The sequence below is a fragment of the Enterococcus sp. DIV0724b genome (assembly GCF_050531475.1).
GTDB classification, from domain to species: domain Bacteria; phylum Bacillota; class Bacilli; order Lactobacillales; family Enterococcaceae; genus Enterococcus_L; species Enterococcus_L haemoperoxidus.
Window position 1 is genome coordinate 3,265,005 of sequence record NZ_CP172890.1, and the last position, 24,141, is coordinate 3,289,145.

Genomic DNA, 24,141 nt, shown 5'->3' on the forward strand with positions numbered 1-24,141 from the left:
AAATAATGACTAGTAGCCATTCAATGGTAAACTTACTATATACATATTCTAAATAAAGGAGTTTCCCTCATGAACTTAAAACAAGCTATTCCAAAAGATTTCAGCGGCCTTATCAGCATCACATCCAATAATGAACCTATATTAATGGAAGCATATGGCTATCGAGATCTTCCTAATCAAATAAAAAATAATGTAAACACGATTTTTGGAACAGCGTCCGGTAGTAAAACCTTCATTGCTGTTGCAATCATGAAACTGATTGAAGAAAAGAAACTGGGGATTGATCAGCCAATCAATCAAATTCTCTCAAAAAATATGCCTAACATCGACCCTAAAGTTACAGTACACCAACTACTGAATCATACCTCTGGAATCGGGGATTATTATGATGAAGAAGAAATTACTGATTATGCTGAATTATGGAAGGATTTTCCTAATTATAAAATACGCAAAAACAGCGATCTATTGCCACTTTTTATTGATAAAAAAATGGTGGATACACCTGGGAAAAAATTCCAATACAATAATACCGGATATGTTCTTTTAGCTACGATCATCGAAGAGCTCACTCGCCAAGATTTTGATTGTTATTTGAAACAAGTCATTTTTGAACCAGCTGGTATGACTTCAACAGGTTATTTCGCTTTGGATCGACTGCCAGCTAACGTCGCTAATGCTTACATCTACGATGAAGAAGCCAAAGCATATTACAGCAATATTTATAGTATAGACGTCAAAGGAACTGGGGCTGGCGGTTGTTTTACTACCTTAAAAGACCTTGAATGTTTTTGGCAAACCTTGCTTAGCGGAAAAATTATTTCTACACATGCGGTGAGTTTGATGCAAACCATCCAAGCTTCTGATTATTATGGCTATGGCTTTTGGATTGCTAAAAATAACGAACAGGCTTTTCCTTATATGCAAGGGCAAGATCCAGGTGTTTCATTTATTTCTTCTTATGATAGCTCATTAAACCAGAATATTACGATCATGAGCAATTTAGGGCAAAACGTTTGGGCATTGCATAAAGAACTTTCTACGGTTTTACTTGAAAAAGATGATAAGATACAGTCATAAGAAACTTGTTTGTTATACTCATAAATAAGTAAAAGGGCGTGATACAATGAAAAATCGGAAAATTCATAATTGTTTAGACGGTTGTTCTGTAGAATCAACCTTACAACTAATTTCAGGTAAATGGAAATGTGTGCTGCTGTACCATTTGATTTTTGAAGGGTCTTATCGTTACAGCGAATTACAACGTTTTGTCCCTGGTATCACTAAACGAATGTTAAGTTTACAATTAAAAGACCTAGAAGCCGATAAACTCATTCAACGGACAGTAATACAGGAAAAACCCATAGCTGTGAGTTATTCCGTAACCGAATATGGCCGAACATTAGCTCCTGTTATTGAATCAATGTATCATTGGGGCAATTCATTTAATACACAACATTCAGAAATACACTAGCCGTTCAAATGATGGTATAAAAAAATTCCCCGATTTACATCACTACTTACTTCCTTTACACTAAAATCACTTATTGCTTAGCGCGATAAACTTTCAAGTAAATGGAGGAAAACAAATTGACTATGAACACACCAGAAAAACGCCAAGAGATTTTATCAGCTTTTGAACATCGTCATGCCACAAAAGCGTTTGACCCATCCAAGAAAATCTCAGCAGAAGATTGGGAAACAATTTTAGAAGCAGCACGGTTGTCTCCAAGCTCATTTGGATATGAGCCATGGTCTTTTTTACTAATCGAAAGCCCTCAAGTAAAAGAAGAATTGAAAGAATTTGCTTGGGGCGCAATCAACAGTTTAAACGGAGCCAGCCATTTTATCATAGCACTAGCACGTAAAAATGTTACGGCTGATAGCTCTCATGTCAAACATATGGTCGAAGATGTATTTGGCCTACCGTTTTCAGCTGATGCACCACAAACTCAAATGTTCAAACAGTTTCAAGTAAAAGATTTTGATTTAAACAGTGAACGCGCTCTATTCGATTGGGCATCAAAACAAACGTATATTCCTTTGGCTAACATGATGACTACTGCAGCTTTATTGAAAATTGATAGTTGTCCCATTGAAGGCTTTAATCGATCTGAATTAGAAACTTATTTGAGTAAAAAAGGACTGTTAGATACAACTGAATTCGGTGTTTCTTATATGCTTGGATTAGGTTATCGTACAAAAGAAATACCATTGAAAAAACGCCAAACGACTGATGAAATTCTGACTGTTGTCGAATAAAATAAATCCTTTCTATCTCTTCACTTGAACAGCGAAAAAATCGACTAATCACCTTAGAAGCAGTATTCTTTACTGCTCACTAAGAAATTAGTCGATTTTTTCATCTTAAGTTTATCTATTTATTTCTTCAACACTGAAGGCTTAAACCCTTTCAATCTTAACGCATTCAACAATACAGATACTGAGCTAAAACTCATTGCAGCCCCTGCGATCATCGGATTCAACAATGGTCCACCAAATAGATACAGTACACCCATCGCTACCGGAATACCTAATGTATTATAGGCAAAGGCCCAGAATAGGTTTTCTTTGATATTCTTGATTGTGGCTTTACTCAATTCTACCGCTGTCGGTACATCCATCAAATCACTGCGCATCAAGACGATATCCGCTGATTCCATTGCAACATCTGTACCAGAACCAATTGCGATCCCGATATCCGCTTGCGCTAAAGCTGGAGCATCGTTGATTCCATCTCCAACCATGGCAACTTTTTTGCCTTCTTTTTGAAGTTTCATCACTTCATTGGCTTTATCTTCCGGTAAAACTTCACTTAGCACACGGTCGATGCCAACTTGCTTAGCAATCGCTTGAGCTGTTCGTTTATTATCCCCTGTAATCATCGCCACTTCAATACCCATTTGATGCAGTTTTTTGATTGCTGGGATACTGTTTGGTTTGATTGTATCTGCTACTGCGATAATTCCAGCAATCTTACCGTCTTTGGCAATATACATTGGTGTTTTTCCTTGCTCTGCTAATTGATCGGAGGTAACGCCTAAATTCCCTAGAGAAATACCGCGGTCATCCATCAATTTTTTATTCCCTAACAATAAGCGGCTGCCTTCAATCGTCACTTCGATCCCATGACCTGGAATTGCTGCAAAATCTTCTGTTTTGGCAAAGGCTAGATTTTTTTCTTCTGCACCATTTACGATTGCTTCACCTAAAGGATGTTCTGACCCTTTTTCGGCTGAAGCGGCTAGTCTTAAGAGTTCATCACGGCTGATATCATTTATTGTCACGATATCTGTCACTTTTGGTTTGCCTTCTGTAATTGTTCCTGTCTTATCGAAAACGATTGTTTCAATTTTGTGTGTCGTTTCAAGTGCATCCCCACTTTTGATCAATACGCCATTTTCAGCGCCTTTTCCTGTTCCAACCATGATTGCTGTCGGTGTTGCTAGTCCTAACGCACATGGACAAGCGATAACTAAAACGGAAATCGTGATCGTCAATGCAAAGACCCAAGATTCTTGTCCTAAGAAATACCAAGCTAAACCAGCCAAGACAGATAAAACCATTACAATTGGTACAAAAACACCAGAAATTTTATCCGCCATTTTGGCAATCGGTGCTTTTGAGCCTTGCGCATCTTCCACTAATTTAATGATTTGAGACAATGCTGTATCTTTGCCGACTTTAGTTGCTTTAAAACGGAAGCTGCCATTCTTGTTAATACTTGCACCGATAACATTATCACCGATTTTTTTCTCAACAGGCATACTTTCACCTGTCAGCATCGACTCATCGATTGCTGATGAACCTTCGATAACAACACCATCTACAGGAATTTTTTCACCTGGGCGGACAATGATCGTATCGTCTAGTTGAACACTATCTACTGGGATCTCCATTTCTTGCCCATTACGGAAAACACGGGCATTTTTTGGTGCGAGACCCATTAATTTCTTGATAGCTTCTGACGTTTTTCCTTTTGAAACTGCCTCAAAGTATTTACCTAATGTGATCAAGGTTAAAATCACACCCGCTGATTCATAGTAAAGCGCCATCGTAAATTGTGGATCACCAGCAAAAATCATCGCTGTTCCATATAAACTATACGCTACTGCTGCACTAGTTCCTAAAGCAACTAACGAATCCATATTAGGATGACCTTTAAATAAGGCTTTAAACCCAACTGTAAAGAAACTTCTACCTAAATACAATACAGGAATCGTTAAAACCAATTGAACCATTGCAAAAGTTTCAGCATGCATCATTGGATCTAGAAATGTCGGTAATGGTAAGCCAACCATATGTCCCATCGCAACATATAATAGTGGAACTGTAAACACAGCTGATAGCCAAAAACGTTGCCACATTTCTTTGATATGTTTTTGTTTTTTCTCGCGGTCTTTGTCTACAGTATCTGCAGAATCTACTTGCTCAATTGCCTCATACCCTGCATCTGATACGGCTTTGGTAATGTCAGAAACGTTTATTGTTGATGGATCAAAATCAACAACCATTTTTTCTGTCGCTAGGTTGACAGAAGCTTTTGTGACACCTGTTAATTTACTTGTGGCTTTTTCGATTGTTTGGGCACAAGAGGCACAGGTCATTCCTTCTATATCAAATGTTCTTTGCTGGACATTACTTAATGCTTCGTATCCTGCATCGGATACGGCTTTTTGAATGTCTCTTTCTGATAATTTACTTTCATCGTATTCAACATTTAGCTTTTCTGTCGCTAGATTGACAGTGGCTTTTGATACGCCCGTTAGCTTTGCGGTGGCTTTTTCTACTGTTTGCGCACAAGAGGCACAGGTCATTCCTTCTATATCAAATGTTTTTGCTTCCATTTTCTCCATCTCCTTTATTTTTTGCTTTCTATTTTATGCTTATACACACATCGACTATGTTTGTAGTCGACTCATTTCTTCTTTATATTAAGGTAGAATATTCTATTTGTCAACCTAAAGATCTGACAGTTTTATTTAAATAGTATAAAAAAATAGTTTCGAGCATTCTTTAAGTAGAATACTCGAAACTAGTTCAAAAGTGAGTTCATATAGCTTTTATTTTTGATTTCAAATACACTTCAACTCATTAACTTAATCAAGTGAATAGCTATTTAAAGATAGATATATTTTTCCTTCTTTTAAACCTTTAAATAAAATATTTTTCGATTTTTTTGGTTATTTTTTAATTTACATACTCAAAAACTAATCATACTCATCATTTTCTGTTTATTATATCATAAAAATATAGATAATTACTCACTAATTAACCTTTTATATTTTCTTTTTGTTAATCAAAATTATTACTAAGAATTTTTAACCAAACTTAACAGCAACAGCACATCACTTTATTATACATTTAATTAACATAAAGTGTAAAAACAAATAAAACAACTTTTCTGATACTATTTTTTAATTTCCAACTATGTTATTTTATTTTAAATATCTTCCGCACATTAAATAACATACATAATGATTCGTAAACTTGTCAAACAGTGTTATTATCAGTTTGTAAATAATTATTTAACCAATTTGTAGAGGAGAGAACATTTTGAAAAAGAAATCTTTAACGTTATGTTTATTAGCTTTAGGTGTTACAGGATTAACAATGTTTAGTGGAGGAAACGAAGCATCAGCTCACGGTTACGTAAATCAACCTGCAAGCCGAGTGGTCAATGCTAAAGCAAACGGGTTTGGTTGGGGACCTGGCGAAATTTCATCACATCCTGAAATCATCTCGACACCACAAGGAATTGAAGCTCCGACTGCTGATTTGGATTCTGGAAAATTGAATGGTAAATTAGCTTCTGCCGGTTTAGATGTATACTCACCATTGAACGAGCAAACTTCAAGTAGATGGGTTAAAAATACGATCAGCACTGGAGAAAATAATTTCAATTGGCACCATACCGCTGTTCACAAGACAAACAGATACAGATACTATATGACAAAACAAGGTTGGAACCAAAATGAACCTTTGACTTTAAAAAATATGGATCTTATTAAAGTAATCGGTCAACCTATCGGTGAAGACTTCCCTAAAGGAGAAGGCTTTACGCCAGCTGTAGATGAAATGCAACAAGTAAATATTCCAACTGACAGAAGTGGATATCATGTCGTTTATGCCGTTTGGGACATTAACGATACAATTAACTCATTCTTCCAAGCTATTGATGTGAATGTAAAATAATACCCTTTTAAACTTATACATTTTAGCCAGAGACTTTTGTCTCTGGTTTTTTTAGAGAATAATAAAAAGCAAAGATAGTTTTATATTGGCTTGTTTATTGCTTTTCATTAATAATATCTATCAAGTAATCTGGTGAAATTAAATTCTTTATATATTCTTCTTTAATGGCTATCGTTCGATTTTTCTCCATCCTATACTCAATGTAATTACAAGATCCTGGTATTAATCCAAAATTGTAAGTTTCTACAAATCGTTTTAAAAGTTGTTCACTCTTCCTAATACCTATTATTTTAGTTTTTAAATCTTGATCATTCACTTTTTCAATAAAAGAATTTAGATCAAATTTTTTTATATTAATAATATTAAAAAATGCAGTGAATGAACCAGATACTGGATTAATACCTGTCTTATAAATAAAATCATTAAATTTATTTAGTACTGGCTCAAACTCAATTTCATTTAATATCGTAAATCTTCCATCCTTTAACTTGTCATTCTCTTTACAGCTCTTCACCAAGCTTCCTTGTGCTGCTGAAATGATATCTCCTATTGGAATTTTTTTGTAACGACTTAACAAATCGTTTAGCTTAATATAAGATTCTATCCCATCACTAACATATTTATTGATATAATCTTGTATACTCCAATTATGTGAAGTATTATTCAATTCGATAATATCATCCATATTTTTAGAAATAGTTACATAATATGGTAATGGTAACTGATATTTTTTGGCAATATTGAATCGATGTTGACCATCTATGATTTCCATAATACTATTGACAGCAATAGGCGTAAGAATTCCTTTTTTTAAAATAGATTTTTCTAACTTCATATTAGCGCGAACTTTTCTGTTTCCCGGAATTTTTTTAAACTGCTCATATTCATTAGTTAAATATACATCGCTGATTATCTTATCCATAGACTATTTCACCTTCCTATTTGTTCTAACTAGTAGCAAATCACGTTCTTCCGAAATAATTGGTTTTTCTTTTTTAGATAGCTCAAAATTGATAGCCATACCATTCTTTGCGTTTCCAGGTAAACCGTAGTTATGAGCGTGTATAAATTCCTCAATAACTACATCAAGACTCATATTACTATTAATATAATCTAAGTTACGTTTTTTATTTATTCCTTTAATCAATCGTTCTTGATTAAATTTTTTTATTGTACATAGATTAAAATAACTTAAAAATACATACTGACTACTTTTCAAATTAGTTTGATTGATAAACTTTGAATAGCTTTCTAAAAATCTACAAAAATGAGGATAATTATAGAAGGAGAACTTTCCCTCACGAACTTTTCTACTTGAATAGAAAGTTAAATCTAAAAATCCTTGAGCAGCAGCAGCCAAGGATGAAATAGGTATATTTGAATACTCCTGTATCAATTGGTTCAACTTTTCATACTCCTCATTCTTATCAACTACAAATTTATTAATATAGTCATCGAATTTCCAAGCTTTTTTTGTGCTATTTAACTCTATGACTTCATTCATTCCTAACCCTTTACTTATGCAATAAAATATTTTTTTCCCATACTTTTTTGCAATTTCATACCGACTTTGCCCATCTAATATTTCAAAATTTTCGTTTACTGCAATTGGGATTAAAATACCATTTTTTACTATTGATTGTTCTAAACTAATATTTTTCTTGATTTTTCTATTCCCTTTTAATAGTTTAAACTTGTTGTATTCCTCTGTTTCATAAATTTTACCAATATTCTCCCCCACTAAGAACTCCTCCTCAACAATAATTTTATATTTAGATATCCCTTTTCTTACACCTGTCTCCATATTTAAGGAGAACAAAACAATTGATTACTTATACTTTTAAAAAATTTTACACCAATTTAATTTCCTAATAGTTACAATTGAGTTACAATTAGACTCCAAAATAACATTTGGGTTTATAGTCATAGATTATGAATAATACCTAGAATAAACAAAAAAGCTCTTCTATTGTTAAACTCAATCAATGTGAGTTTAACAATAGAAGAGCTTTTTATCATTTTAAATATTTAATCCAAAAACATAATTACCTCTCACCCAAACTAAGTACCGTCTCTCGCTTAATCAATTTATGCGGAATCACCATCCGAACGCCTGTCGCTTCTTTTTCCTGCAATGACTCAATCAGTTTTTGCATCCCCATTCTCCCAAGTTCTGCAATATCGATATCAATACTTGTCAAATAAGGATGGACTAACGTCGCATAAATCGAATTGTTAAAACTGATCACCGAAAAATCATCTGGTACACGATAGCCATACATTTGCGCTAACTGGATCATCCGCATTGCAAAGATATCGTCAATCACGACAGCCGCTGTTGCTTGTGTGTCTTTTAAAAGCTCCTCAAATGCTACATAATCTTCTGGCTTCTCCATATCAACAGAAGGAAGCACCGTTAAACCCGCTAACATCATCGCTTTTTGATACCCAAAATAGCGCTCATAATAAACATTTTCGTGTGTCGTATTCGTAATAAATAAAATAGTTTTGTGGCCATTTTCAATCAAATAATCAGTTGCATGTTTTCCTAGCAGCTGATTATCGTTATCTACATAAATCACTTTCTCTTCATTTGTATAAGGTTGACCGATCAAGGAGAAGGGAACCTGATTTTCGAATAAGTAATCGATGACGGGATCGTCCTTATCAGAATAGAGCAAAATAAAACCGTCAACTTGTTTTTGCCGATGCATTAGCTGTACGTTTTCCAGTAAAGTCTCAAAAGTCTGTGCCGTTGCGATCGCTGTTGTCATGCTGTGTTGGCGTGCCTCGTCATTGATCGACTCAATAATCTCTAAATAAAATGGGTTTCCCATCCGCTCGCGAGAATCTAATGGCGGCAAGATCACACCCACGGCTCCTGAAGATCGTTTCCCAAGATTTCGAGCAGCAATGTTCGGGACATACCCCATTTCTTCCATTACTTTATAGACTTTTTTCTTCGTAGCATCCGAAATACTGGAATGATCATTGATTACTCTGGAAACAGTAGAAGTCGCAACTCCAGCCTTTTTAGCAACATCTTTCACTGTAATCGTCATCTTTCCCACTCCTTTCACGGTTCATTATAAATCTGTCAATAAATCATTCTATCGTAGAAAATAATACCACAGATTGATGTCTTGTTGCTATCGTCATTTTGATTCGAGGTAAATAACTGTTGAATCAAGCATTATTTCTTGCAGTTTGCCATACAGAAACTAGTAAATCGACCGTTAATTCTTTCGTAGAAGAAACTAAAACGATATCTGTCCCAAGATCTTCTGGACGTCCCACACCGATTGGTAGTGCACCACTTGCTAAAATTGCTTGAATACCAGCCTTAGCATCTTCGATCCCAATACAATCTCTCGCAGTCAAACCAACTTTTTCAGCTGCTAATTGGAAAATTTCTGGATCTGGTTTCCCCTTCGCCACGTCCGCTGGATCAGCAATACCATCAAAATAGGGCAGCAAAGACATCCTTTCAAGTAAAAACGGTCCATTTTTACTAGCAGAAGCTAAAGAAATTTTAATTCCTTGTTTTTTTAAATCCTTTAACAAGTTCAGAATCCCTGGATAAACATCAGCCGGACTAACTTCTTGAATCATCTCTACATAATACTCATTTTTCCGTTTTGCCAGTTCAGCAAACTGCTCTGAATCGAAATCTTGTGCGCGACCTCCATGAGCCAACAATAATTTCAAAGAATCTTCACGGCTCACACCTTTTAGTTCTTCATTAAATGCACGATCGATCGTGATCCCGATTTCTTTTCCTAACCGTTGCCATGCTTGATAATGATACTCCGCTGTATCCGTCAACACACCGTCTAAATCAAATAAAACGCCTTTAAACATGTTCATTCACCTTTTCCATCGTACTTATTAATTCATCTACTAAAACCATTTTATTTCCATATAAGGTAAGAGGCAGCTCAGCTCCTGACACAAGCTGTAAGCGAACATTATCTTTATCCACTGTTACATATAACAAACGGTCACGATAATTCACGTGGAAGGCATAGCTTGTCCATGTACTTGGTAAAAACGGTGCAAAGCTTAATTTTTCATCAGCCGTCTTCATTTGAGCAAACCCTTGAACAATCGCAAGCCAGCTACCAGTCATAGACGTGATATGCAGACCATCTTCTGTATCGTTATTGTAGTTATCTAAATCTAAACGTGCTGTCCGTTGATACATTTCTACCGCTTTTTCTTCCATCCCGAGTTCAGCCGCTAAAATCGCGTGAACACTTGGTGATAAAGAGGATTCATGAACAGTCATAGGTTCATAGAACAAGAAATTCCGCTCTTTCTCTGCTCTTGAAAAACGTTCGCCAAAGAAATAAATCCCTTGTAACACATCCGCTTGTTTAATGAAGCAAGAGCGTAAAATACGATCCCAAGACCAATGCTGATTTAAAGGTAAATCAGCTGGCGTTAAAGCTGTTCTTGGCATCAAATCTTTATCTAAAAAGGTATCATGCTGAACAAAAACACCGAGTTCTTCATCAAATGGATAATACATATTTTCAACGATTTCTTGCCAATGAACTTGCTCTTCCTCGGTAATTTCAACTGGCGTTTCAGCCTTGTACTTGTCATAATTATCTAAGGTATATTGCAATACCCAAGTTGCAATCGTATTTGTGTACCAATTATTATTGATATTATTTTCATATTCATTTGGTCCAGTCACACCATGGATCATGTATTTTCCTACTCGTTTAGAAAAATGAACTCGATCTGCCCAAAAACGTGCGATTTCAGTTAAAACCTGTAACCCTTCATTTTTTAAATACTCGTTGTCACCTGTGTAATTCACATAATTATAGATAGCATAGGCAATCGCACCATTTCGATGGATTTCTTCAAACGTAATTTCCCACTCATTATGACACTCAATTCCGGTAAATGTCACCATTGGATACAAAGCCCCTGCTAATCCTTGTTGGCGCGCATTGTGTTTCGCTTGTTCTAATTGATTATAGCGATATTTCAATAGATTTTTTGTCACTTCTGGTTTTGCCAAAGCTAAATATAAAGGAACCGCATACGCTTCTGTATCCCAATAAGTAGCACCGCCATACTTTTCACCCGTAAAGCCTTTAGGTCCGATATTCAAGCGTTCATCTTCACCATAATAAGTCGTAAATAATTGGAATAAATTAAAGCGAATCCCTTGTTGCGCCGCATTGTCCCCTTCAATCACAACATCTGCAAGATCCCAACGTTTTTTCCATGCATCAGTTTGTTCACTCAATAATTCATCAAACGTTTTAGACGTTTGCTTCAATAGTTGCACTGCTTTTTCCCGTTGCTCAGCTTCTGGAATATCACGGCTAGTCAAAACGATTACTTGCTTTTCTAGGACGATTGATTCGTTTGTTTGTAGAGTCGCTTGGAATGATTGTTGTACGTTTAAAGGTTCTGTTTCGACAACGCCTTCTTTGGCCGCTGTTATATGTTTCATTGCTGCGGTTACACTAAACTGTTCAATGCCAAACAGATTTGGGATTGTCTTAGTTGTTAAAAAACCAATTGATTCTTCAAAACCAGATTGTTGAGCTTCCCAAAACATTTCATCATAATTGCTGTCTTCATTGCGGACATCTCCATCAATTTTTGAGATGATTTGAATATCCGCAATTCCTTCAATAACCTCTGCCGTTACTCGAATCACAGCCAGTTCTTGTTGCACAATACTCAAAAAACGTTCAAATTGGAATTTGACTTTTGTATCCTGGTTTTCAAGAATAAATGTACGTGTCAATAACCCGTTATGCATATCTAATTCTAAATAAAAATCTTTTGGTTCTTGAATGCCTAAATCAACTACTTCCCCATTCACAAAAATATCCATTGCGATGAAATTGACGGCATTAATGACTTTCCCAAAGTAATCAGGATAACCATTTTTCCACCAACCGACTCTGGTCTTATCTGGATACCAAACACCTGCTAAATAAGTACCCTGATGGTGATCTCCTGTATATTGTTCTTCAAAATTCCCTCTCATCCCCATATAACCATTCCCCATTGATGTTAGCGACTCTTGAAGACGACGTTCATTACGTTCTAATTGATGTGTGGCAATTTTCCACGGGTCTATTTCAAATAAATGATTCATTTTCTCTCCTCCTATAAATGGTTTGCTTATTAACATCATAATAAACGCAACCGATTGCATTGTCAAACATTTCTTTACCTTTCACTACTTATTAGTTGAAAATTCTTTATCTATAATGATATTATCGTTTTATAGAGAGTGAAAAAGAATGGTCACTATTTAAGGGTTTACAAAAATAAAAATCTGCTTTATACTACAGTCAACGAAATCGATTGCGCTATTATTGCAAAGGAGAGAAAAAAGATGAAAAAGTTATTAAGTTTCGAGTTTTGGCAAAAGTTTGGTAAAGCATTGATGGTTGTAATTGCTGTTATGCCAGCCGCAGGGTTGATGATCAGTATTGGAAAAACGATTCCTTTGATCAATCCAGACTGGACAGCATTAGCGACAACAGGCGGTGTTATTGAAAATATTGGTTGGGGCGTCATCAGCAACTTGCATATTTTATTCGCACTTGCGATTGGCGGTAGCTGGGCTAAAGAACGCGCTGGCGGAGCATTTGCTGCTGGACTTTCTTTTATTTTGATCAATCGAATCACCGGCTCGATTTTCGGCGTAACCAGTGACATGTTAGCTGATGACAAAGCATTTACGCACACTTTGTTTGGCACCAAAATTATGGTTAAAGGTTTTTTTACTAGCGTCTTAGAAGCACCAGCTTTAAATATGGGGGTTTTCGTTGGGATCATCGCTGGTTTTGTTGGGGCAATGGCCTTCAATAAATATTATAATTACCGCAAACTCCCCGATGCTCTTTCATTTTTCAACGGTAAGCGCTTTGTGCCATTCGTTGTGATTCTTTGGTCAACGATCGTTTCGATTCTTTTAGCTCTTATTTGGCCGTATATCCAAGCCGGTATCAATAATTTTGGTCTTTGGATCGCGCAATCTCAAGATACTGCGCCAATTTTGGCCCCTTTTTTATATGGAACTTTAGAACGTTTACTACTACCATTCGGTTTACATCATATGCTGACGATTCCGATCAACTATACGCAATTAGGCGGAACTTATGAAATTTTATCTGGTGCGCAAGCAGGAACGCAAGTTTTCGGTCAAGATCCATTGTGGTTAGCTTGGGCAACTGATTTGGTAAATCTAAAAGGTTCAGGCGATACTTCTCAGTACAATTATGTTTTAAGCAATTGGACTCCTGCACGATTCAAAGTAGGGCAAATGATCGGCGCTTCTGGTATTTTGATGGGCATGACACTCGCAATGTACCGCAATGTCGATGCTGATAAACGCGCTAGTTACAAATCAATGTATCTCTCAGCCGCATTAGCGGTATTTCTGACCGGCGTTACCGAACCACTAGAGTTTATGTTTATGTTTGCAGCTGTCCCACTATATATTGTTTACGCCATAATCCAAGGTGCTGCCTTCGCTATGGCAGACATCGTTAATTTACGTGTTCATTCTTTCGGAAACATCGAACTTTTGACGCGCACGCCACTAGCCTTAAAGGCCGGTCTTGGCATGGATTTACTGAATTTCGTTTTATGTGTGCTCGTATTCGGTGTCATCACTTACTTTATCGCTAACTTTATGATCAAGAAATTCAATTTTGCCACACCTGGTAGAAATGGAAATTACGATAATAATGATACTCAAACAGATGCAACGCAAGTAAGCACTCAAAATGCAGATGGTGTCGATCCTCAAATCATCGAAATCATTCATTTATTAGGTGGCAAGGAAAACATTACAGATGTCGATGCTTGTATGACCCGTTTACGAGTGAGTGTTACTGATAAGAGTAAAGTCGGAGCAGAAGATGCTTGGAAAAAAGCAGGTGCTATGGGATTGATCGTAAAAGATAACGGGGTTCAGGCTGTTTACGGACCAAAAGCAGATGTGTTAAAATCAGACATTCAAGATTTATTGGATTCTGGCGTTACTATTCCACCCTCATCTCAAACAACTATGACTGACACGACAATCGATAAAACAGATTATCTAGGCGTAACAAAAACGATTGTACCTGTCGCAAATGGCGAAGTAATTGCTATTGATCAAGTTGACGATCCTGTCTTTTCACAAAAAATGATGGGCGATGGTTTCGCAGTCCTCCCTATTGATTCAGCGATTTATGCACCTATCGACGGTGTAATCAGCAGTATTTTCCCATCTAAACATGCCTTAGGTATTACAACCTCAGAAGGAATCGACGTTTTGATTCACATGGGACTTGATACGGTCGAGATGAAAGAATCTGCTTTTACAATCCATGTAATCGAAGGACAAAAGATTACTGCAGGCGAAACGATTGCCACAGCCGATTTAGATAAAATCAAAGCCGCCGGGAAACAAACAACTATGATCGTTGTCTTTACAAACGGCGATAGAATCAACACTTTCCACTTAGATAAAATTGGTAAACAAGATCCTGGAACCATTATTGGACGTTTAGAGATCTAATCATAATTTAAAACACGTTTAAACAGGGTTGGCTTAAAGCTCACAGAGTTTTATCCTGGCCCTGTTTTCTATCTATATAGCTTTGCGAGCTAGCCACTACGCTACGCTTTTAAACGAGGAGGAACAACATGAAGGTTTTAACATTGAATACCCACAGCTGGTTAGAAAGTCAGCCACTAGAAAAATTACAGCACCTTGCAGATCACATCATGAAGGAAGATTACGCATTGATTGCCTTACAAGAAGTCAATCAACGGATTGATAGCTTACCAACTATTTCTACTCATAACTTTCATCCCACAGAAGATCAGCTACCCATCCACGAAGACAATTTCGCACACCTTTTAGTTCTGCTATTAAAAGAACAAGACTGTCACTATCATTGGAGTTGGACGTATAATCACATTGGCTACTCGACCTATCACGAAGGCGTTGCCCTACTTTCAAAACAACCGATCCAGCCACAAGCCTTTGTCATTTCCGAAGAAAAAGATCCCAGTGACTATCGCAGAAGAGTTTTATTGATAGGTCAGACAAAACTCGGAGACAAAAACATCACCGCTTTAAGCTGCCACTATTCTTGGTGGTCCGAAACTGGCGGATTTGCATACGAATGGAAGCAAACCGAGACAGCCTTACAAGATCACATTTCCCCATTACTGATTATGGGCGACTTCAATAACCCAGCTTCAGCTAAACAAACGGGGCACGCTCTTGTTCTTAATAGCTCGTTACACTTGCAAGATAGTTTTTTGTTAGCGGATGAAACAACTGGGGAACACACCGTTGAAAAAGCAATTGATGGTTGGGGAGAAAATCAAGAGAAATTGAGAATCGACTATATTTTCACTTCAAAAACATTATCCGTTTCTAGCTATCAAATCGTTTTCGATGGAAAAACTACGCCTGTAATTAGTGATCATTTCGGCGTGTCGGCTATTATTCAATAATACTTTCCAACATTGGCACAGGAACTTCCTATATCCTTTTTTTGTCATTTAAATAGTATAAAACATTTAACCACTTCCAAAAATAGCCTGCTACTAAAATAATCATCAAGAAAATAGAAACACTAACTACAATGAATATTAATTCTTTATTCTTTCCCTCAAGCATTCCTTAACCTTTTTTCCGTTGGATAATGCTAAACTAGCTATAAGATAGATATATCACGATACTTTCAAGAAAGTAGGAAGAGAAGATGCAGATAACTATTTTCGGCGGCAGTGGTTTTATCGGACAAAAACTTTCAAAAGAACTGATCAACCGAGGTCATCACGTAACAGCTATTTCCCGTAGCGGAAAACCGCATGACTTAACAACTTCTTGGTCAAAAAAAGTCCACTGGCTTCGTTCTGATGTTTTAACAGATGATCATTGGCACCCAGCTGTAAAAAATGCCGATTGGGTCATTGATGCGATCGGTATTCTTAGAGAGAATCCTTCTAAAAATATTACCTACGATCGATTTATTCTAGAACCTGTTCGAATCATTTTGACGTATTTAAAGACACAAGCAATGCCCGCCAGCTTTCTGTTCATATCCGCAAACAGCGCACCATTCCCTTTAAGGAAGTACATGGACGCTAAGCTTCAAGCTGAACAATTGATCAAAGAACAAACGACTAAAAGTGCAATTATTTACCCTAGTTTAGTTGTGGATAAACAACGCTTTTCTTCTGTTATCGGCGCAGCTGCTATCAACTTGACTAAAAAAATACCCGGAGTAAATAAGCTTGTTAAAGCTTATGATCCTATTTCAAGAGAGAAGCTTGCAGCAGAAATCGCGAACGTGATCGAAGGAAATATTTCACCGTACACCCAAAGACGAACGTAAAAAAGCATCTCCAATACGGAAATGCTTTTTTCCTGTCTTATCCTTTCACAGAACCACTCGTAATTCCTTCTACATAATATTTTTGCATAAAGATAAACAGCAATGTTATCGGAACAGCTATCAGCACACAGCCTGCGGTAAACGCCATGAAATACTGATCGATTTTATCCTTCGTTTGCATTGTAAACAACCCAATCGCAACCGTATATTTGTTCACGTTATCGCCTAAAATGATTTTTGCAAAAATGAAATCCATCCACGGTGCCATAAACGCCATAAGCGCCGTATAAACAATGATCGGCTTACTCAGCGGCAACGTGATTTTCGTGAAAATCTCAAACTTGCTCGCCCCATCGATCATCGCAGATTCATCCAACGCCATCGGAATAGTATCGAAAAATCCTTTTGCTATATAAAAACCTAAGGCAGCACCTGATGAATAAACTAAAATCAACGCTAACAAACTCCCCGTCAAGTTCATCGCTTTTAAAATATAATAAACAGCGATCATACTCATAAATCCAGGAAACATGTTCAACACCAATGCTAATTTCAAGAATGGTTTACGTGCTCTAAAACGCAGACGACTTAAAGAATACGCCATCGCTATTGTGATCAATGTCGATAAAATACAACTACAAACTGCTACAAACAATGTATTTAAAAACCATTGCACAAAAGGATACGTTGAACTTGTCAGCAACATTTTATAATTTTCAAAAGTAAATTGTTTAGGGATAAAGTACGTCACGAAGGCTCCGCCTTCACTTCTAAAACTAGTCAACACAATCCAAACAATTGGAAAGATCCAGACGATCGATAAAATCGTCAATAACGTATAATGCAAGAATAGATTTTTTCTTTTTTTCGATTTCATAAGTCTGTTTACGCCCCTTCCGTTTTGAATGAACTACTTCTTGTGTAGGCAAATAATGAGAAGACCGCCGAAAGAACAAAGATAATGATGCCGATTACAGATGCGAGATTATAATCAGCAGCTGTCACTGTTAGTTTATACAGCCACGTAACAAGTAAGTCCGTCTCACCAGCAGAGTGAAAATTACTATTCGCCGGTTGTCCACCCGTCAACAAGAAAATCACATTGAAGTTATTGATATTTCCAATAAACTGTTGAATCAAACTAGGCGCCATCACAAACAAAATCTGAGGAAACGTAATATTTCTAAAAATTTGAAACTTATTTGCACCATCGATTTCGGCCGCCTCTATTTGATCGGTCGGTAAATTTGTAATAATCCCCGTCGCAACTAACATCGTTACCGGAATCCCTACCCACATATTCACGAAAATCACGGTGACCTTTGCGAGTAGTGCATCTGTTAAAAAAGGAATTGGCTGATCGATCAAGCCCCAATTTTGCAACATCGCATTGACCGGTCCTGAGCCGTTAAACAAATTTGCCATCAATAACAAGCTGACAAACTGCGGTACCGCCATCGTGATCACAAAAATCGTCCGCCAAACTTTTTTCCCTTTCACTCCCTTAGCATTGATCAACAGCGCTAACAAAATCCCAAAGAAAAACGTTGTAGCTGTTGCTAAAACAGCCCAAATCAAGGTCCAAGTAAGCACAGGAAAAAAAGTTCCAGCAATATCTCCCGTCAGTACATTTCCAAAATTTGAAAAACCAACCCAATGGAATAAGTTTTTAGGCGGCAAATGATTATGATCATAACTTGTAAACGCAATGGAAATCATATAAAGTAGCGGCAAAATAGTAAATGCCAGCACACCCAATAATGGAATACTCATCAACGTAATATAAAATTTTTCATTCAACAAACTATTCAAATCTTCTTTTAACGTTGGCAACGGTTGCCCTGCTTGTTTTAATGTAAAAATGTTGCGCGCGCTTCTTAGGTTTACGATGTATAGAAAAATAAAGAGCAAAATAAGAATAATTGCAGCGATCCCAAATAATAAAAGCAACATCGAATTGTCACCAGGCTGCTGCACTTCGATACCTAGCGACTCATCCATGATCCAACCTTGCGATTTTGTTCCCAATGTTTGTAGCATCGACAGTGCATGAAATCCATTAATGACCAACCATGCTACAAATCCAATTTGTAGTGCTAAAAATGCCAACCCTTTGACGATTTGGCCATTCATGATATTCGCTGTTCCCATAAATACATAAGTAAGCTTGATTGATTTATCCCCTTTTTTGAATAGCTCTCTAAAAGAAATCGGTCCATCGGCTTTTGCCTTTCGCTTCATCGCGTTTCACATCCTGTTCTTAAAATAAGAAATGAGGCTGAGACAAAGCTCATAGAGTTTCGTTCCAGCCTCAAGATCACCTTGAAAATGGTGAAGAATTATTTGTCTGATTTACTGGTATCTTTAACTAATTTATCTAGTTTTGGTAAGTATTGGTCTTCAGCAATCTTGCCATTATACGTATCATTTAATACTGCATCAGCTGGGCCCCAGAAAGAAACCATCGCTGGAAGTTTCGGCATTACAACAGAATGATCCGCATCACTCATCGTCATCACAGCTTCTGCCACCTTGTCAGATGTCACTTTTCCATCTGTTTGAGCTTCTTTATTTGCTGGCACTGTACCATTTTTTTCAAAAACGGTTAATTGATTTTCTTTATTTGTTAAGAAGTCTGCTAGAGCCATTGCCGCAACAGGACTTTTAGTTGATGCATTAACTCCGAATAATTTCACCCCTAGGAATGCTTTTTGTTGAACAGGACCATTGCCCAAATCAACTGTTGGATATGGTGCAACCGCAAAGTTATCGCCTAAAGCTTTTTCCACATCTAATTTAGACCATGGACCAGATAAGAAGGCATCAATTTTGCCATTTCCTAAATTAGAAAGTGCATCTGCATTCGATTGAATAACACCAGGATTGTCTTTTTGCTCACGAACCCATTTCAAAACTTGGACCCCGTTATCGTTGTTGAAATTCGTCCCTTCGATATCTTCCCCGTTTTTCCCGTATAATTCATCCCCATTTGACATGAACAACGGTGTAAAGATATAGTTTGCTCCAGCTTCGCCAAAGTTTGCTCCTAATTTTCCTTTTGACGTTAGCGTTTCCCAACTTTTAACGTCGGCTTCTGCTAATTTCTCTTTGTTGTAATACAAGATTTGTGATTCAACGCCATATGGGTACCCATATAATTTCCCATCATAAGTCGCAGCTTCCACTGCACTTTCTGTACTATTTTCTTTGACGCTATCTTCATATTTTGTATTGGCATAGATAATCCCTGCATCTACCATTTGCCCTAGTTGGTCATGAGGCATCATGAATACGTCTGCTGCAGCACTAGGATCTTTTTTTAGATTTTCTTGTGCTGTTGCGGATTCACTTGGCTTGATCGTAACTTTCCAATCTTTATGTTCTTTTTCGAACTGTTCTACTAATGGTTTGTACGTATCAACGAAAGCTACATCTACCCATAATTTTATAGAAGCGTTTTCATTTTTGGCAGTCGTTTTTTCATCTGATGATCCGCCGCCACAAGCCGCTAGTGTAAACGCCGCCGCTGTCATTGTTACCCCTAATGTCAAAAGCTTTTTCATATTTCTTTTCATCTTTTGTTCCTCCTAGGAATTTTTTACTGTTCTATTCTCTTACATTGTGCAATCGTTTGCGTAAAATGTCAAGTGAAATATAAAGAATTTATAAAAATACTTTCATTAAATTTACACAACGTATTAAAAATGACTTATCTAACAAACAAAAAAACGTTGATAAACAACACTATAAATTTAAATATAGCTAAATATAGTGTTTTCCAGAAGGATTACCTTTATTTCTAGGGCAAATAATCTATTTGTTAAAACAAAATGCAATCGTTTGCGAAAAATACGTTGAAAACGGTTTTCTTATGTGTCATAATATGGGTGGTTTTTAGAAAACATGGCAGGAACAGAAAATGAATCGATATCAGGAGGAAAAAATTAGATGAACACTGCAGCAATCCACCACCAACCCGAAAGCGAATTCGCTTATTTATACACAGCTAACAAAATGCACGTTCGACTACGCACCGGTAGAAGCGACATAAAAAACGTTTCACTGATCAATGGTGATCCTTATCAACTTGAACACAGCGAATGGTTTAAATCAACGATACCGATGGAAAAGTATTTATCCACAATGACACATGATTACTGGATAGTAGAAACATCCGCACCGCACAGACGCTTAAGCTATGCATTTCAGATAGAAGGAATGGATGGTACAGTGCTTTTTTACGGCGATCACGGATTCTTTCCTTATCAAGAATCTACTTTAAAAACAGCAGGCAATTATTTTAAACTTCCTTATTTTCATGAAGCAGATCGTTTCAAAGCACCTCAATGGGTGAAAGAAACAGTCTGGTATCAAATTTTTCCGGATCGTTTTGCAAATGGCGATCCAACCAATGATCCTAAAGGTACTTTACCTTGGGGCAGCCAAGAACATCCTGGACGAGACGACTTTTACGGCGGAGATTTACAAGGTGTTTTAGATCATTTAGATCACCTTGTGGATCTTGGAATCAACGGCTTATATTTTTGTCCGATTTTCCAAGCTGCTAGTAATCATAAATATGACACAATCGATTATTTCGAAATCGATTCAGCTTTTGGTGATAAGAAACTCTTTAAAAAACTAGTGGAGGAATGTCATAGACGTGGAATTCGCGTTATGTTGGATGCTGTTTTCAACCATATGGGAGACTTTTCGCCACAGTGGCAAGATGTGGTTAAAAATGGCAAAGCTTCTCCGTACGCATCATGGTTCCATATCCATAACTTTCCAGTCACTTATACAGCGACTGCCGATTTTGAATTTTCTAATGACATTACTTATGATACATTTGCCTTCACACCTCATATGCCTAAATTAAACACGGCCAATAAAGAGGTACAAGATTATCTACTAGAAATTGCCCGTTATTGGATAGATGAATTTAACATTGATGCTTGGCGTTTAGACGTAGCAAATGAAGTAGATCATCGTTTTTGGCGTAAATTCCACGATGTCTGCACTGAAGCAAAACCAGATATTTATATTTTAGGCGAAATCTGGCACTCATCCCAACGTTGGTTACAAGGCGATGAATTTCACGGGGTCATGAATTATGCCTTTACAGATGCAATTCTTTCTTATTTTGTACACCAGACGATTCCTTTGAATAAGCTCGTATCTGAATTAAATCATCAATTGATGCTTTATCGTGAACAAACCAACCAAATCATGTTCAATGTGCTAGATTCTCACGATACGCCACGTTTATTAACAATCGCCAAAAACAACAAAGAACTAATGAAACAAGTCTTGGCGTTTACCTATTTACAAAAAGGCGTGCCTTGTCTTTATTACGGAGATGAATATGCAATGGACGGCGACGGAGACCCAGATTGTCGTAAATGTATGGTTTGGGAATCAGAAAAACAAGATCTGGAGATGTACCAATTCGTCAAAAACTTAATTGCCTTTAGAAAAAAACACCAACCACTTTTATCGGAAGGAAAATTACGTTGGTATGAAGCAGATGAGCAATCAGGTATTATCGATTTCGCCTATGAACATGAAGGAAAGATGCTCCGCAGCATTTTTAATACTGGGAAACAGCCTATTTACATTGAAAAAGAAGAAATTCTATTCTCCGCTCGAGCACAATCACTAGACGAAAAGGCCATCGAAATTGCGCCTTATGGGTTTATCACATCAGTAGACACAACAGAAGGGATTGAACAAAATGACAAATCAGGAAGCAAGCACTCATTGGTGGCAAGAAGCCGTCGTTTATCAAGTTTATCCACGGAGTTTTCAAGATAGTAACGGTGATGGTATCGGTGATTTGAACGGAATCATCCAAAGATTAGATTATTTGAAACAATTGGGAATCAGCGCGATTTGGCTAAGTCCTGTCTACCGTTCGCCAAACGATGACAATGGATATGATATCAGCGATTACGAACAAATTATGGCAGAATTTGGAACGATGGAGGACATGGAACAGCTGATTCAGGAAGCTGAAAAAAGAGAGATTAAAATCATTATGGATCTGGTCGTTAACCATACCAGCGATGAACACCCTTGGTTCGTCGAATCTCGTTCATCTAAAGACAACCCTTATCGTGATTTTTACGTCTGGCGCAAAGGAATTGACAAAGACACACCTCCAAATGACTTAGAATCAACTTTTCTAGGTTCAGCGTGGCAATTAGACGAGACGACCGATGACTATTATCTACACTTATTCAGTCAAAAACAACCTGACTTAAACTGGGAAAACCCTGCTGTCCGAAATGCTATTTACGATATGATGAACTTTTGGATCAATAAAGGGATCGGCGGCTTTAGAATGGATGTTATTGATCTAGTTGGAAAAATCCCAGACAAAAAAATCACTGGAAACGGCCCAAAACTTCACGACTATTTACAAGAAATGAATGCTCAGACTTTTGGCGGAAAAGATTTGCTGACAGTTGGCGAAACATGGGGCGCTACACCAGAAATCGCAAAACTTTATTCTGATCCAAAAAGAAACGAACTTTCTATGGTCTTTCAATTTGAGCACGTTGCATTAGATGAAGAACCTGGAAAAAGCAAATGGGATCTGCGTCCTTTACAGATAGCAGAATTAAAACAAGTCTTTTCAAAATGGCAAACCGAACTTGGCGACCAAGGTTGGAATTCCCTATTTTGGAACAATCACGACCTCCCTCGAATCGTTTCAAGGTGGGGAAATGATCGTAATTACCGTGTACAAAGCGCTAAAATGCTGGCTATTTTACTGCACATGTTAAAAGGAACTCCTTATATTTACCAAGGTGAAGAAATCGGAATGACGAATCGTGTGATTCAAGATATTAAAGAAGTTGAAGATATCGAAAGTAAGAATATGTATGCTGATCGCATCGAAAAAGGCTACACAAAAGTTGAGATTTTGACTTCTATAAACACTAAAGGTCGCGATAATGCCCGCACACCCATGCAATGGGCTGATATCGAAAACGCTGGTTTTACAACAGGTACTCCTTGGCTCGCCGCCAACGATAACTATCCCGAAATCAATGTTGCCAATGCTTTAGCTGATAAAAATTCGATTTTTTATACCTACCAAAAACTAATCGAACTGCGCAAAACATCTTCTTTGATCGTTTGGGGTAGTTTTGAATTGCTAACAAATACAGCCGATGAAGTATTTGCTTATTATCGTCATTATCAAGGAACAAGTTGGTTAATTGTTTGCAACTTTTCAGACCAAAAACAAGCATTTTCATTAGATCAAACAAGCACTGAAACGATTATCGCAAATACTGAGAAAGACTATAGCAAACTTTCTGACCGAACATTAGAACCCTACGAAGCATTCGTGGTTCATTTATCTAGTTTCAAAGGCTAGCTCCTCGGAAAAAAGATGAAATAGGGTTGTGGCAAATTACGTCACTTTCCTATTTCCCTATTTTTCTGTCGGTGCTGAACGAGCCTTTTACACTTTTATTCTTATCTAGTTTCAAAGGCTAGCTCCTCGGAAAAAAGATGAAATAGGATTGTGGCAAATTACGCCACTCTC

General features: G+C 37.1%; 17 protein-coding genes and 1 pseudogene. 9 read left to right on the forward strand and 9 right to left on the reverse strand.

Annotated elements, in window-relative coordinates:
* Positions 1–69 precede the first annotated feature (69 nt).
* The 3 genes from IGJ02_RS15160 to IGJ02_RS15170 all read left to right on the forward strand — a co-directional run bounded on the left by IGJ02_RS15160 (position 70) and on the right by IGJ02_RS15170 (position 2,259).
* On the forward strand, positions 70–1,077 hold the full coding sequence (locus tag IGJ02_RS15160) for a serine hydrolase domain-containing protein (RefSeq protein WP_010762359.1): 1,008 nt from the start codon (positions 70–72) through the stop codon (positions 1,075–1,077).
* Between the two features lie 46 nt (positions 1,078–1,123).
* The gene (locus IGJ02_RS15165; protein WP_430602599.1) at positions 1,124–1,471 is read left to right on the forward strand and encodes a winged helix-turn-helix transcriptional regulator; all 348 of its coding nucleotides are present in this window, start codon (positions 1,124–1,126) and stop codon (positions 1,469–1,471) included.
* A gap of 122 nt (positions 1,472–1,593) precedes the next feature.
* Complete coding sequence (locus IGJ02_RS15170) at positions 1,594–2,259, forward strand: NAD(P)H-dependent oxidoreductase (RefSeq protein WP_034683798.1); 666 nt, start codon at positions 1,594–1,596, stop codon at positions 2,257–2,259.
* Between the two features lie 119 nt (positions 2,260–2,378).
* Here the strand turns inward: IGJ02_RS15170 and IGJ02_RS15175 are convergent, their stop codons facing one another.
* Positions 2,379–4,844, reverse strand: a complete 2,466-nt coding sequence (locus IGJ02_RS15175; RefSeq protein ID WP_430602601.1) for a heavy metal translocating P-type ATPase — start codon at positions 4,842–4,844, stop codon at positions 2,379–2,381.
* Between the two features lie 766 nt (positions 4,845–5,610).
* Here IGJ02_RS15175 and IGJ02_RS15180 point away from each other — a divergent pair.
* Positions 5,611–6,192 carry a lytic polysaccharide monooxygenase gene (locus tag IGJ02_RS15180; protein WP_430604126.1) on the forward strand — a complete coding sequence of 194 codons (582 nt, stop codon included), beginning with the start codon at positions 5,611–5,613 and terminating at the stop codon, positions 6,190–6,192.
* Between the two features lie 94 nt (positions 6,193–6,286).
* Here IGJ02_RS15180 and IGJ02_RS15185 read toward each other — a convergent pair whose 3' ends face one another.
* The 5 genes from IGJ02_RS15185 to IGJ02_RS15205 all read right to left on the reverse strand — a co-directional run bounded on the left by IGJ02_RS15185 (position 6,287) and on the right by IGJ02_RS15205 (position 12,385).
* On the reverse strand, positions 6,287–7,114 hold the full coding sequence (locus IGJ02_RS15185; RefSeq protein WP_430602602.1) for a ParB N-terminal domain-containing protein: 828 nt from the start codon (positions 7,112–7,114) through the stop codon (positions 6,287–6,289).
* A 3-nt stretch (positions 7,115–7,117) separates the two neighbouring features.
* The gene (locus IGJ02_RS15190; RefSeq protein ID WP_430602604.1) at positions 7,118–7,933 is read right to left on the reverse strand and encodes a ParB N-terminal domain-containing protein; all 816 of its coding nucleotides are present in this window, start codon (positions 7,931–7,933) and stop codon (positions 7,118–7,120) included.
* 304 nt (positions 7,934–8,237) lie between these two features.
* Positions 8,238–9,254: a LacI family DNA-binding transcriptional regulator gene (locus IGJ02_RS15195; protein ID WP_430602605.1), complete on the reverse strand. Its 1,017-nt coding sequence runs from the start codon at positions 9,252–9,254 to the stop codon at positions 8,238–8,240.
* A 124-nt stretch (positions 9,255–9,378) separates the two neighbouring features.
* Positions 9,379–10,053: a beta-phosphoglucomutase gene (gene pgmB / locus IGJ02_RS15200; RefSeq protein ID WP_430604128.1), complete on the reverse strand. Its 675-nt coding sequence runs from the start codon at positions 10,051–10,053 to the stop codon at positions 9,379–9,381.
* Positions 10,046–12,385 (reverse strand): glycoside hydrolase family 65 protein, encoded by a 2,340-nt coding sequence (locus IGJ02_RS15205; RefSeq protein WP_430604130.1) that lies wholly within the window; start codon positions 12,383–12,385, stop codon positions 10,046–10,048. The genes pgmB and IGJ02_RS15205 overlap by 8 nt, the downstream gene beginning before the upstream one ends.
* A gap of 183 nt (positions 12,386–12,568) precedes the next feature.
* On the opposite strand from IGJ02_RS15205, the pseudogene IGJ02_RS15210 reads away from it, so the two are divergent.
* From IGJ02_RS15210 to IGJ02_RS15220, 3 genes and pseudogenes are all read left to right on the forward strand, one after another.
* Positions 12,569–14,672 (forward strand): annotated as a pseudogene (locus IGJ02_RS15210) (PTS transporter subunit IIBC); the annotation flags it as partial.
* A gap of 202 nt (positions 14,673–14,874) precedes the next feature.
* A complete protein-coding gene (locus IGJ02_RS15215; protein WP_430602606.1) occupies positions 14,875–15,696 on the forward strand; it encodes an endonuclease/exonuclease/phosphatase family protein in 822 nt (273 codons plus the stop codon).
* Positions 15,697–15,947: 251 nt separating this feature from the next.
* Positions 15,948–16,583, forward strand: a complete 636-nt coding sequence (locus IGJ02_RS15220) for an NAD(P)-dependent oxidoreductase (RefSeq protein WP_010762349.1) — start codon at positions 15,948–15,950, stop codon at positions 16,581–16,583.
* 37 nt (positions 16,584–16,620) lie between these two features.
* On the opposite strand, the gene IGJ02_RS15225 is transcribed toward IGJ02_RS15220, so the two are convergent.
* The 3 genes from IGJ02_RS15225 to IGJ02_RS15235 all read right to left on the reverse strand — a co-directional run bounded on the left by IGJ02_RS15225 (position 16,621) and on the right by IGJ02_RS15235 (position 20,158).
* Positions 16,621–17,460: a sugar ABC transporter permease gene (locus IGJ02_RS15225; RefSeq protein WP_010762348.1), complete on the reverse strand. Its 840-nt coding sequence runs from the start codon at positions 17,458–17,460 to the stop codon at positions 16,621–16,623.
* Between the two features lie 8 nt (positions 17,461–17,468).
* Complete coding sequence (locus IGJ02_RS15230) at positions 17,469–18,824, reverse strand: carbohydrate ABC transporter permease (RefSeq protein WP_430602607.1); 1,356 nt, start codon at positions 18,822–18,824, stop codon at positions 17,469–17,471.
* 98 nt (positions 18,825–18,922) lie between these two features.
* Positions 18,923–20,158, reverse strand: a complete 1,236-nt coding sequence (locus tag IGJ02_RS15235; protein ID WP_430602609.1) for an extracellular solute-binding protein — start codon at positions 20,156–20,158, stop codon at positions 18,923–18,925.
* Between the two features lie 373 nt (positions 20,159–20,531).
* On the opposite strand from IGJ02_RS15235, the gene IGJ02_RS15240 reads away from it, so the two are divergent.
* Complete coding sequence (locus IGJ02_RS15240; RefSeq protein WP_010762345.1) at positions 20,532–22,397, forward strand: glycoside hydrolase family 13 protein; 1,866 nt, start codon at positions 20,532–20,534, stop codon at positions 22,395–22,397.
* Positions 22,318–23,970: a glycoside hydrolase family 13 protein gene (locus IGJ02_RS15245; protein WP_430602610.1), complete on the forward strand. Its 1,653-nt coding sequence runs from the start codon at positions 22,318–22,320 to the stop codon at positions 23,968–23,970. The genes IGJ02_RS15240 and IGJ02_RS15245 overlap by 80 nt, the downstream gene beginning before the upstream one ends.
* The last annotated feature ends 171 nt before the right edge of the window (positions 23,971–24,141 follow it).

Excerpts from the sequence above, each read along its gene's own strand:
- IGJ02_RS15160 (WP_010762359.1), top strand. The coding sequence starts at position 70 with ATGAACTTAAAACAAGCTATTCCAAAAGATTTCAGCGGCCTTATCAGC.
- IGJ02_RS15165 (WP_430602599.1), top strand. The coding sequence starts at position 1,124 with ATGAAAAATCGGAAAATTCATAATTGTTTAGACGGTTGTTCTGTAGAA.
- IGJ02_RS15170 (WP_034683798.1), top strand. The coding sequence starts at position 1,594 with ATGAACACACCAGAAAAACGCCAAGAGATTTTATCAGCTTTTGAACAT.
- IGJ02_RS15175 (WP_430602601.1), bottom strand. The coding sequence starts at position 4,844 with ATGGAAGCAAAAACATTTGATATAGAAGGAATGACCTGTGCCTCTTGT.
- IGJ02_RS15180 (WP_430604126.1), top strand. The coding sequence starts at position 5,611 with ATGTTTAGTGGAGGAAACGAAGCATCAGCTCACGGTTACGTAAATCAA.
- IGJ02_RS15185 (WP_430602602.1), bottom strand. The coding sequence starts at position 7,114 with ATGGATAAGATAATCAGCGATGTATATTTAACTAATGAATATGAGCAG.
- IGJ02_RS15195 (WP_430602605.1), bottom strand. The coding sequence starts at position 9,254 with ATGACGATTACAGTGAAAGATGTTGCTAAAAAGGCTGGAGTTGCGACT.
- pgmB (WP_430604128.1), bottom strand. The coding sequence starts at position 10,053 with ATGTTTAAAGGCGTTTTATTTGATTTAGACGGTGTGTTGACGGATACA.
- IGJ02_RS15205 (WP_430604130.1), bottom strand. The coding sequence starts at position 12,385 with ATGCAATCGGTTGCGTTTATTATGATGTTAATAAGCAAACCATTTATA.
- IGJ02_RS15215 (WP_430602606.1), top strand. The coding sequence starts at position 14,875 with ATGAAGGTTTTAACATTGAATACCCACAGCTGGTTAGAAAGTCAGCCA.
- IGJ02_RS15220 (WP_010762349.1), top strand. The coding sequence starts at position 15,948 with ATGCAGATAACTATTTTCGGCGGCAGTGGTTTTATCGGACAAAAACTT.
- IGJ02_RS15225 (WP_010762348.1), bottom strand. The coding sequence starts at position 17,460 with ATGAAATCGAAAAAAAGAAAAAATCTATTCTTGCATTATACGTTATTG.
- IGJ02_RS15230 (WP_430602607.1), bottom strand. The coding sequence starts at position 18,824 with ATGAAGCGAAAGGCAAAAGCCGATGGACCGATTTCTTTTAGAGAGCTA.
- IGJ02_RS15235 (WP_430602609.1), bottom strand. The coding sequence starts at position 20,158 with ATGAAAAGAAATATGAAAAAGCTTTTGACATTAGGGGTAACAATGACA.
- IGJ02_RS15240 (WP_010762345.1), top strand. The coding sequence starts at position 20,532 with ATGAACACTGCAGCAATCCACCACCAACCCGAAAGCGAATTCGCTTAT.
- IGJ02_RS15245 (WP_430602610.1), top strand. The coding sequence starts at position 22,318 with ATGACAAATCAGGAAGCAAGCACTCATTGGTGGCAAGAAGCCGTCGTT.